The organism is Actinomadura darangshiensis (assembly GCF_004349235.1).
Taxonomy (GTDB): Bacteria; Actinomycetota; Actinomycetes; order Streptosporangiales; family Streptosporangiaceae; genus Spirillospora; species Spirillospora darangshiensis.
This window is the reverse complement of record NZ_SMKY01000324.1, coordinates 1-9,307: the sequence shown is the minus strand read 5'-3', so window position 1 is coordinate 9,307 and position 9,307 is coordinate 1. Positions and strand designations below refer to the sequence as shown.

The window sequence follows — 9,307 nt, the reverse complement described above, 5'->3', positions numbered from 1 at the left end:
GTGGGGAACCGGGCGCGGCAGTCGCCGATCTCGGCCAGGAGGCGGGCTGCCCGGATGGTGCCCGAGCGGGGCAGGGAGGTGAAGATGTGGGCGTCGGTGTGCAGGGCGAGCTGTTCGGCGATCTGGCGTTCCAGGACGGCGATCTGCTCGACCAGGCTGGTCAAAACGGCGAGCATCGCCCGGGTGATGTGGGCTTTGGCGGCGCCGTCGTCGCCGGTCGCGCCGGTGGGCGCGTCGGCCAGTCGCTGGTGCAGCACCGCGGGGTCGGTGCGGCCGCAGTAGCCGACGCTGCGCAGCCAGGCGGCCAGCCGGCGGGGCGAGAGCCAGCCGGCGCGGTCCTGGCAGTCGAACCGGTGCAGGAACGCCAGGCTGATCGGGCTGTCGATGTCGGCGAACAGGCCGACCGCGCCGGGGAAGGCGATCTGCAGGTGGGCGCGCAGTTGGTTGGCCAGCGCCACCCGGTGGGCGACCAGGTCCCGGCGGGCCCGGCAGGTCTGCCGCAGCGTCGTCGTTGCCGGGCTGTCGGGCAGCAGCGGACGCAGCCGGGCCCGGTCGGTGCGCAGTGTGTCGGCCAGGACGAACGCGTCGAACCGGTCGTCTTTGTTGCCCGCCGACCCGTAGCGGGAGCGCAGGTTCTTCAGCTGGTTCGGGCTGATCACCACCACCGTGAACCCGGCGTCCAGCAGCGCGTCGACAAGCTTGCCGTCACTGCGTTCGATCGCCACCTCGGCCGCTCCCGCGGCCTGGAGTTTGCGGACCAGATCCCGCAGCCCGGTGCCGGTATGCGGGACGCTGAACCTCTTGATCGCCCGTCCGGTGTTGTCGACGACCGCGACCGCGTGGTCGTCGTTGGCCCAGTCCACGCCTGCGGTCATACCGTTCGGTGCTACCGCCGGCAGGCTCGTGCTGGCAGACTCCATGTCAGCCTCTCCGCTGCTAGACCCAGTGGGGAGGCACCCTCATCTCGGTACCGGGGCGTGCCTGCCAGTTCGCTCACTGTTCGGCGCTCGACGGCGCTCAGCCCTGTCGACGGTCTCCACGCCCCGGGTAACCGCCGGATCCCGCAGAACTCACGCTGGACGTCAACGCGTCGAGCGAGCGGGGCGGTGACCCGGCGGCACCTCGGGTGCATCAGCAGTCTCACGGCTACCGACAAGAGGATGGTGCACCAGTGAGCGTCGTCGCCGTCCACGCGGAGGCCGTCTCGACGGCCCCGCCGGAGCGCGTCTTCGCGGTCCTGACCGACTGGCCGCGGCACGCCGAGTGGATGCCGTTCACCCGGGCGGAGGGCGGCGACAAGCCCGGCGACGAGCTCAGGGCGTGGACGGGCATCGGCCCGGTCGGCTTCACCGACACCATGGTGATCACCGACTGGCGGGACGGGCGCCGCGTCGCCGTCCGGCACACCGGCCGCGTGGTGCGCGGCGAGGCGTTCTTCAAGGTCGTCCCCGAGGGTTCGGGCAGCCGCGTCATCTGGGCGGAGCGCATCGACCTGCCCCTCGGCGCCTTCGGCCGCGCCGGCTGGCTGGTCGCCGGGCCCGTCGTGAAGATGTTCCTGGGCATCGGGCTCCGCCGGCTGGCCGTTCTGTCGCAGGCATGAGGTAGAACAGGCCGCGTGAGTACCGCGATTCTGGGCGAGGACGGGCTGGCGCGCTGCCCCTGGGGGCTTTCGGCGCCCGACTACGTCGCCTACCACGATGACGAGTGGGGCCGTCCGGTCCGCGACGACCAGGGCCTCTACGAGCGGCTGTGCCTGGAGGCGTTCCAGTCCGGCCTGTCGTGGCTGACGATCCTGCGCAAACGCGAGGGCTTCCGCGCCGCGTTCCGCGGCTTCGACGCCGAGAAGGTCGCCGCGTTCGGCCCGGACGACGTCGAGCGCCTGATGGCCGACGCCGCCATCGTCCGCAACCGCGCCAAGATCGACGCCGCCGTCGCCAACGCCCGCGCGGCCCTCGACCTCCCGGACGGCCTGGCCGCCACCGCCTGGCGCTACGCCGACCCCGACTCCCCGTCCTACACCGAGATGTCCGAGGTCCCCGCCTACACCGACGCCTCCAAGGCGCTTGCCAAGGACCTGAAGAAGAACGGCTTCCGCTTTGTGGGCCCCACCACCGCCTACGCCCTCATGCAAGCCTGCGGCCTGGTAAACGACCACCTCACGGGCTGCCACCGCCACGGTGCGTACTGATCGCGTAGCGAGCCGCAAGGCGAGACGGAGCGATGCCAGCGATCGCCGCGTTGCCCGCCAGCGGAGGGCCCCTGGGCCCGACGCCAAGGGCGACGCAATGGACACTGCTGCCCAGCAGGACGACCGTCGCGGCCTCCCAGCGGACGATCGCGCGGATCTGCGCCATCGTCGCGCCGACCGCGCCGAGCAGGCCGCACTCGCGGGTCCGTTCGCTCACGCTCATCGAGACGGTGGTGGCCTTGCCGAACAGGGCGAGGACCAGCGCCATCCCGATGAACCCGTAGACGACCCGCATGCCCTTCGTCATCGCGCCGGCGGCCGTCTTCACGTAGTGGGGCTTGTCCATCACCTTCACGCCGGGGACGTCCGCGAACGGGTGGTTGAGGGCCTGTTCGGAGCCGCCGCGCACGAGGACGACCTGGGTGGACGCGGTCGGGTCGAGCCGGTCCATCGTCGCCGAGGAGACGACGGCCTGGTCCGCGAAGAGACGGGACGGGGCGTGGTAGGGCGGCGGCAACGGTCAGCGGGTCCCGGCCGTCTGACCAATGAATTTCACTCCGAGTAGGCGTGTCGTTACGATACGATCAAATGATCATGTAGGCTTCGGTTCGTGAGAATGGCGTACAAGTGCCGGGCATATCCGGACCCCGGGCAGACGGTGGTGTTGAACCGTACGTTCGGGTGTGTGCGCAAGGTTTGGAATGATGTGCTGGACTGGCGCACCAAGCGCTACCGCGCTCAAGGTGTCACGACCACATACGCCGAGTCGGACCGGTACCTGACCCAGCTAAAGAAAACCGGAGAGCTGGCATTTCTCAACGAGGTGTCATCGGTGCCGCTGCAGCAGACGCTGCGGCACCAGTCCAGGGCGTTTGCTGGTTACTTCGCCAAACGCACTCGCCACCCGCGCTTTAAATCCCGCACCGGCAAGCAATCGGCCACCTACACCCGCTCAGCGTTCCGCATGCGCGAAGGTGAGTTGTATCTGGCCAAGATGGCCGGGTCATTACGGCACATATGGTCCTGGCCCGACATAGATCCCGTCACCCTCAACCCAACCACGGTGACGGTGAGCCGGGAGCCAGACGGCATGTGGTACGTGTCCTTCGTCATCGACACCGATGCCCCGGGCGCCCTGCCGCTGACCGATGAGCATGTCGGCATCGATCTGGGCGTCATCGACTTGGCAGTGACATCAGACGGCGACCGTGTCGCCAACCCACGGCATCTGGAACGCAAGCAGCTCAATCTCGCCCGCTACCAGCGGCGCATGGCTCGCAAGTGTAAGGGCAGCGCGAACCGGAGAAAAGCCGCCCGCAAAGTAGCTGCCGCGCACGGCAAGGTGCGCCGGACCCGCGAGGACTTTCTTCACAAGACCACCACGAGCTTCGTGCGCCGCTACGACGTGATCGTGGTCGAGGATCTCAACGTCGCTGGGATGGTCCGCAACCGTAGCCTTGCGCGCGCCATCTCGGGCTGCGGATGGGGCACCTTTCGCGCCATGCTGGAGTACAAGACGGCCCGATGGGGCAGACGGCTGGTGGTCATCGACCGCTGGTACCCAAGTTCTAAGCTGTGCTCGGCATGCGGGCACCTACTGGCCCGGCTTGCGCTCGACACCCGGCACTGGACGTGCCCGGACTGCGGCACCCTTCATGACAGGGACATCAACGCCGCCAAGAACATTCTGGCCGAAGGACTTTCGGTGTCGGCCTGTGGAGCTGATGTCAGACACTCCGAGACCTCTCGGGTGCGATCGGCAACGAAGCAGGAAAATCTGCGGTGCGAGCCATAGGACCTCTCCTTCGGGCGAGGATGAAGTCAACCAGACGCTCTGCCATCTTCTTCTTCTCCTTCTTTTGTTCCGCCCGTCGCCGTGCGGCGGCTCTGCTTCGGCAGCAGCACCTTCAGCGGGTCGCCGACGCCCAGCTTCCCGGCGCGGGCGACGTGCCGGGTGACCGCGACCTCGCCGTCGGCCGCGGGCGCCCGCCCCGACTCCAGGCGGTAGGGGTTGAGGCGGCCGTCGGACGTCCACGGCCGCAGCGTCGTCCCAGCACCGGCGGGCGGCAGGATCGGCTCGCCGCCGGAGCCGTGCGCGGTCACCGGGACCATCGCGTCCCCCGCCACCGCCGCTACGCCGGGGCGTCCCGCCACGTCGGCGAGCGCGACCTGGCCGTCCGGCGCCGAGTACGGGTCGTCGGGGTCGGCCGCACCGCCCTGGACGGGCACGTCGGTGCGGGAGTACTCGCTGGCGTCGCTGCCCGACACCGCCTCCTGCGCCCGCATCGCGAACTGCACCGAGCCGGCGATCAGCCCGATCGAGAACATCGCCGCCAGCAGCGTGGCGGCCAGCCGCATCCAGCCCTCGGCGAACGAGCGGCGCGCGATCAGCCACATGCCGGTCAGCCCTCCATCCGGCGCATCACGGCGTGGACGCCGTCGATGGTGGGCGCGTGCAGCTCGTGGACGATCACCCCGTCGGCGAGGAACAGCACCCGGTCGGCGTGCGCGGCGGCCGCCGGATCGTGCGTCACCATGATCACCGTCTGCCGGTAGGCGTCCACGGCGGTGCGCAGGAACCCCAGCACCTCGGCGCCCGAGCGGGAGTCGAGGTTGCCGGTCGGCTCGTCCGCGAACAGCACCTCCGGCCGGGTCAGCAGCGCCCGCGCCACCGCGACGCGCTGCTGCTGCCCGCCCGACAGCTCGCCCGGCCGGTGCGACAGCCGCTCCCGCAGCCCGAGCGCGTCCACGATCGTCGCGAACCACTCCCGGTCGGCGCGCCGGTTCCCGAGCCGCCCGGTCAGCCGGATGTTCTCCTCCGCCGTCAGCATCGGCAGCAGGTTGAACGACTGGAACACGAACCCGAGCCGGTCGCGGCGCAGCTTGGTCAGCCGCGTCCGGGACAGCTTCGTGATGTCGACGTCCCCGATCAGCACCGAGCCGGACGAGACGGTGTCGAGCCCCGCCAGGCAGTGCAGGAACGTCGACTTCCCGGAGCCGGACGGCCCCATGATCGCGGTGAAGCGGCCGCGCGGGAACGCCGCCGACACACCGCGCAGCGCGGTCACCGCGCCGTCGCCCGTCCCGTACGACTTCACCACGTCGCGCGCGACGGCGACATGGTCGTGGACGTGCCCGGCAGGGGGTGCGGCGGAAGGCCCCACCTCGCCCCGGCGGGAGGCCCGAGGTCAGCGGCCCTCGAACTCCGGCTGCTGCTTCTTCAGGAACGCCTCGGTCGCGTTGCGGTGGTCGCTGGTCTTCTCGCACTCGTCCTGGAGCTCCGCCTCCCGTTCGAGCGCGGCCGCCAGGTCGTGCGTCGCCGCGTAGTCCAGCGCCGACTTGACCGCGCCGTAGGAGACCGTCGGGCCGGCCGCCAGCCGCCGCGCCAGCTCCACCGACGCCGGGGCCAGCTCGTCCGCCGGGACGACCCGCGCCACCAGGCCCAGCTCCAGGGCTTCCGGCGCCTTCACGGGCTCGCCCAGCAGCAGCAGCTCGGTGGCCTTGGCACGGCCGACGAGGCGCTGAAGCGTCCACGACATGCCGCTGTCGGGAGCCAGCCCGATGCCGGTGAACGCCGTCGCGAACCGGGCCTTCTCGGACGCGACGACCAGGTCGCACGCGAACGCCAGCGACGCGCCCGCGCCCGCCGCGACGCCGTTCACCGCCGCCACCACCGGCTTCCGCATCCCCGTGAGCCCCAGCACGATCGGGTTGTAGTGCTTGCGGACCGTGTCGTCCAGACCCTTGCCCGCGGCCAGGTTGTCGCCGTGCTCCCGCAGGTCCTGCCCGGCGCAGAAGGCCCGTCCCGCGCCCGTGAGGACCACCGCGCGGACGGCCGGGTCGGCGGCGGCGCGCTCGATCGCCGCGCGCAGCGCCTCCTTCATCTCGGCGGTCAGCGAGTTCATCCCGTCGGGACGGTTCAGTGTGATCGTTCCCACACCGCCGGTCACGTCGTAAAGCACGGTCTCAGCCATCGTCGTCCTCTCGGTCCCGCGTAGATCTTCCCAGGCAACCATCGACGAACCTGGACGCGGCGGGCAAGAGCCGGGCCGCCTCCGCGTCGAAGAAGCGCGCCGCCTCCGTGCCGGGCCATCCGGGGGGCAGCAGGTCCGGCGGCAGGCCCGGGTCGCGGAACAGGAACTTGCGCCACTCGTGGACGAGGCCGCTGCGCAGCGCGAACGCCCGCTCGTCCGACCCGGCCGGCTCCGCCCGCACCGCCTCCTCGGCGTCGGCCAGCCACCGCTCGTAGGAGCGGGCCAGGCCGTCCAGGTCCCACGCCCGCGCGACGAGCCCCTGCGCGTCCCCCTCGTAGGACGACCTGAACCGCTCCGCCCGCACCGACTCCGCCGCGAGCAGCGGATCCAGCTCCGGGGACGCCCGCGGGCCGATCCACGTCGTCTCGTCCAGCCGTGCGTAGCCGAGGTAGGCGAGGCCGGACGTCAGCCGGTCGCGCCGGGCCCGCTCTCGCACCCGCTCCACGACCAGGACGTGCCAGGTGCCGTCCCACGGCCCCAGCTCCCGGTAGACGCGGCGGCCCGCGTCGTCCATCCGCCGCAGGCCGCGCGGAGTCAGCGCGTAGCCCGGCCCCTGCGCCAGCCGGACGGGCTCCAGCCACTCCTGCCGAACCATCCGCGACACCGCGGTGCGGACCGCCGGAGCGGCCACGCCGAGGGCCGCCATGAGCCGGACCAGCGCCGCGACCGGGGCGTTTCCGCCCCGCTCACGAAGGTGGTCCCCGTACAGATCGAACAGCGCCGAACGAGCGTTCACGCTCACAGTCTGCCGATCTGGAGGCTGATCGTTACCACTTCGCGCCCGGAACACGGGATAATGGGCCTCCTACTGATGACGCGGATGCGACACGCGGCCACGCGGCCACAGGTGTGCGGAGGCCGCGGCCCTACGCAGGAAGGGGATGCACGCATGGCGGCTATGAAGCCGCGGACGGGAGACGGTCCGCTCGAAGTGACCAAGGAGGGACGCGGAATCGTCATGCGGGTCCCGCTCGAAGGCGGCGGCCGCCTCGTGGTCGAGCTCTCCGCGGACGAGGCCAAGGAGCTGGGCGAGGCCCTCAAGGGCGTCGTGGGCTGACCTCCCCCGCCGCTCCCGTATTCACCGGTGACGGTCCCGGCGGGCATCGCCGGGGCCCTTGCCGTTCCCACCGGCCGTTTCCGGCCCGTAACCGTTGCAGACCCAGCCTTCGCAGACCAGGGGGACCCACCGCCATGCCCATCGAGACCCGCATCCACGGCGCCGGCGGCACCGTGTCGCAGACCGCGGTCGACCTCGGGGCCGAGGTGGTGGCGGTACCGGTCTCCGCCGGGCCCGTGGCGCCCGCCGCCGAGGTGGCGGCGTCGCTGCCGTTCACGCTGGACGAGCTGCTCGCGCTGCACCGGGCCAAGGGCGAGCCGGGCGAGATCGTCGCCACGCAGGTCCGCGTCGGCGACCGGGTACGGGAACTGCTGCTGTACGGCGTGGGCGACGCGGCCCCGGCCGACCTGCGCAAGGCCGGTGCCGCGCTGGCCCGCCGCGGCAGGGGGCGCACGGCGCTCGTCGCCGGCGTGCCGGCCGGCGACCTCGCCGCGTTCGTCGAGGGGGCGCTGCTCGCCTCCTACGAGTTCAAGATCGGTGCCCCGCCCGCCCGGAAGGCGCTCGAAACGTTCGCCGTGCTGACCGAGGCCGGGCCCGAGTCCGACGCCCCGGCGATCGAGCTGGGCACCGTACGGGCCCGGGCGTCGGCACTGGCGCGCGACCTCGCCAACACGCCGGCCCGCGAGAAGACCCCGTCCTGGCTCGCCGCCCAGGCCGAGCAGGTCGCCGCCGAGGCCGGCCTCACGGTCCGCGTGCGCGGCGAGAAGGAGCTGGTGGACGAGGGGTTCGGCGGCCTGCTGGCGGTCGGCGGCGGCTCGTCCCGGCCGCCCCGGCTGATCGAGATCTCCTACGTGCCCGAGGAGCCCGCCGACCGGCACGTCGTGCTCGTCGGCAAGGGGATCACGTTCGACAGCGGCGGCCTGTCGCTGAAGCCCAACGAGGGCATGAAGACCATGAAGACCGACATGGCGGGCGGCGGCGTGGTCATCGCCGTGCTGGGCGCGCTGCGCGCCCTCGGCGTCCGCGCCCGCGTCACCGGGCTGGTCGCCGCGGCGGAGAACATGCCGTCCGGGTCCGCGATGCGCCCCGGCGACGTGATCACCCACTTCGGCGGGACGACCTCGGAGGTCCTCAACACCGACGCCGAGGGGCGCCTCGTCCTCGCCGACGCGCTCGCCTACGCCGACGCCGCGCTCGACCCCGACGTGGTCGTCGACCTCGCCACGCTCACCGGGGCCGCGAAGGTCGCGCTGGGCCTGCGGCACGCCGCGCTGTTCAGCAACGACGACGCCCTCGCCGGCGCCCTCACCCGGTCCGGGGCGGCCGCGGGCGAACTCGTGTGGCGGCTCCCGCTCGTGGACGACTACCGCGACGGGATCGACTCCGACATCGCCGACATCAACAACATCGGGCGCGGCGGCTACGGCGGCGGCTCGATCACGGCGGCGCTGTTCCTGCGCGAGTTCGTCGGCGACCGGACGTGGGCGCACCTCGACATCGCCGGCCCCGGCCGGTCCACGTCGGAGGACGCCGAGATCACCCGCGGTGCGACCGGGTACGGCGCCCGCCTGCTGCTCAGCTGGCTGACGGCCTGACCCGGGGCGAGCCGGTCACTTGTTGCGGCGGTCGATCACCGTGACGCGGCGGCGCCGCCGGGCCTGCTTGACGATCTCCGGGAGCGTGGCGTCCCAGCCCGCCTCCACCTCGAAGCACCACGGGACCGCCGCCGCCGTGGACGGCACGTCCCGCATCGTCAGCGCCACCAGCCGCGGCCGCTCCGACGTGCGCGCCAGCTCGGCCAGCTCCGGGGTGGGCAGGAACACGAGGTAGTCCTGCTCGCCGCGGCGGGTGCCGCCGACCCCGCGCCGCAGCGCCGTGATCGCGGCCACCTCGTCCCACGGCAGCGTCCGCCCGGCCCGCCTCGGCAGCGGCCAGCGCGCCGGGCGCCGCACCCCGCCGCCGTCGAACTCCAGGACGGGACGGCGCGCCAGCATCCCGCCGGCCGACATCAGCAGCCCCGCCCCGAAC

12 protein-coding genes are annotated in these 9,307 nt (G+C 72.2%); 5 read left to right on the top strand and 7 right to left on the bottom strand.

Annotation, left to right across the window (positions count from 1 at the left end):
- Window positions 1-875: IS110 family transposase (locus E1293_RS39945; RefSeq protein ID WP_243717271.1), on the bottom strand; the 875-nt coding region annotated here is incomplete at its 3' end.
- A 296-nt stretch (window positions 876-1,171) separates the two neighbouring features.
- Between E1293_RS39945 and E1293_RS39940 the strand changes: the two genes are divergently transcribed.
- Both E1293_RS39940 and E1293_RS39935 read left to right on the top strand, forming a co-directional pair.
- On the top strand, window positions 1,172-1,600 hold the full coding sequence (locus E1293_RS39940; RefSeq protein ID WP_132204174.1) for an SRPBCC family protein: 429 nt from the start codon (window positions 1,172-1,174) through the stop codon (window positions 1,598-1,600).
- A gap of 15 nt (window positions 1,601-1,615) precedes the next feature.
- Window positions 1,616-2,188 carry a DNA-3-methyladenine glycosylase I gene (locus tag E1293_RS39935; RefSeq protein WP_132204172.1) on the top strand — a complete coding sequence of 191 codons (573 nt, stop codon included), beginning with the start codon at window positions 1,616-1,618 and terminating at the stop codon, window positions 2,186-2,188.
- Here the strand turns inward: E1293_RS39935 and E1293_RS39930 are convergent.
- Window positions 2,157-2,705, bottom strand: a complete 549-nt coding sequence (locus E1293_RS39930; RefSeq protein ID WP_132204170.1) for an FtsX-like permease family protein — start codon at window positions 2,703-2,705, stop codon at window positions 2,157-2,159. The genes E1293_RS39935 and E1293_RS39930 overlap by 32 nt on opposite strands.
- A 93-nt stretch (window positions 2,706-2,798) precedes the next feature.
- Here E1293_RS39930 and E1293_RS39925 point away from each other — a divergent pair, with 93 nt between their 5' ends.
- Window positions 2,799-3,983 (top strand): RNA-guided endonuclease InsQ/TnpB family protein, encoded by a 1,185-nt coding sequence (locus tag E1293_RS39925; protein WP_132204168.1) that lies wholly within the window; start codon window positions 2,799-2,801, stop codon window positions 3,981-3,983.
- A 26-nt stretch (window positions 3,984-4,009) separates the two neighbouring features.
- Here E1293_RS39925 and E1293_RS39920 read toward each other — a convergent pair whose 3' ends face one another.
- From E1293_RS39920 to E1293_RS39905, 4 genes are read right to left on the bottom strand one after another with little or no spacing between them, the layout of a single operon-like run.
- A complete protein-coding gene (locus tag E1293_RS39920) occupies window positions 4,010-4,585 on the bottom strand; it encodes a hypothetical protein (RefSeq protein WP_132204166.1) in 576 nt (191 codons plus the stop codon).
- Window positions 4,586-4,590: 5 nt separating this feature from the next.
- Window positions 4,591-5,352, bottom strand: coding sequence for an ABC transporter ATP-binding protein (locus E1293_RS39915; RefSeq protein ID WP_132204164.1), 762 nt, complete (start codon window positions 5,350-5,352; stop codon window positions 4,591-4,593).
- Window positions 5,353-5,376: 24 nt separating this feature from the next.
- Window positions 5,377-6,162: an enoyl-CoA hydratase-related protein gene (locus E1293_RS39910; protein WP_132204162.1), complete on the bottom strand. Its 786-nt coding sequence runs from the start codon at window positions 6,160-6,162 to the stop codon at window positions 5,377-5,379.
- Complete coding sequence (locus E1293_RS39905) at window positions 6,155-6,958, bottom strand: PaaX family transcriptional regulator (protein ID WP_132204160.1); 804 nt, start codon at window positions 6,956-6,958, stop codon at window positions 6,155-6,157. Before E1293_RS39905 ends, E1293_RS39910 begins: the two co-directional genes overlap by 8 nt.
- A gap of 153 nt (window positions 6,959-7,111) precedes the next feature.
- Between E1293_RS39905 and E1293_RS39900 the strand changes: the two genes are divergently transcribed.
- Entirely contained in the window at window positions 7,112-7,279 is a 168-nt protein-coding gene (locus E1293_RS39900; RefSeq protein WP_083946426.1) for a DUF3117 domain-containing protein, read from the top strand.
- 134 nt (window positions 7,280-7,413) lie between these two features.
- Complete coding sequence (locus E1293_RS39895; RefSeq protein ID WP_132204158.1) at window positions 7,414-8,874, top strand: leucyl aminopeptidase family protein; 1,461 nt, start codon at window positions 7,414-7,416, stop codon at window positions 8,872-8,874.
- A 15-nt stretch (window positions 8,875-8,889) separates the two neighbouring features.
- On the opposite strand, the gene E1293_RS50355 is transcribed toward E1293_RS39895, so the two are convergent.
- A partial coding sequence (locus E1293_RS50355) for a hypothetical protein (protein WP_165978608.1) occupies window positions 8,890-9,307 on the bottom strand: 418 nt, incomplete at its 5' end.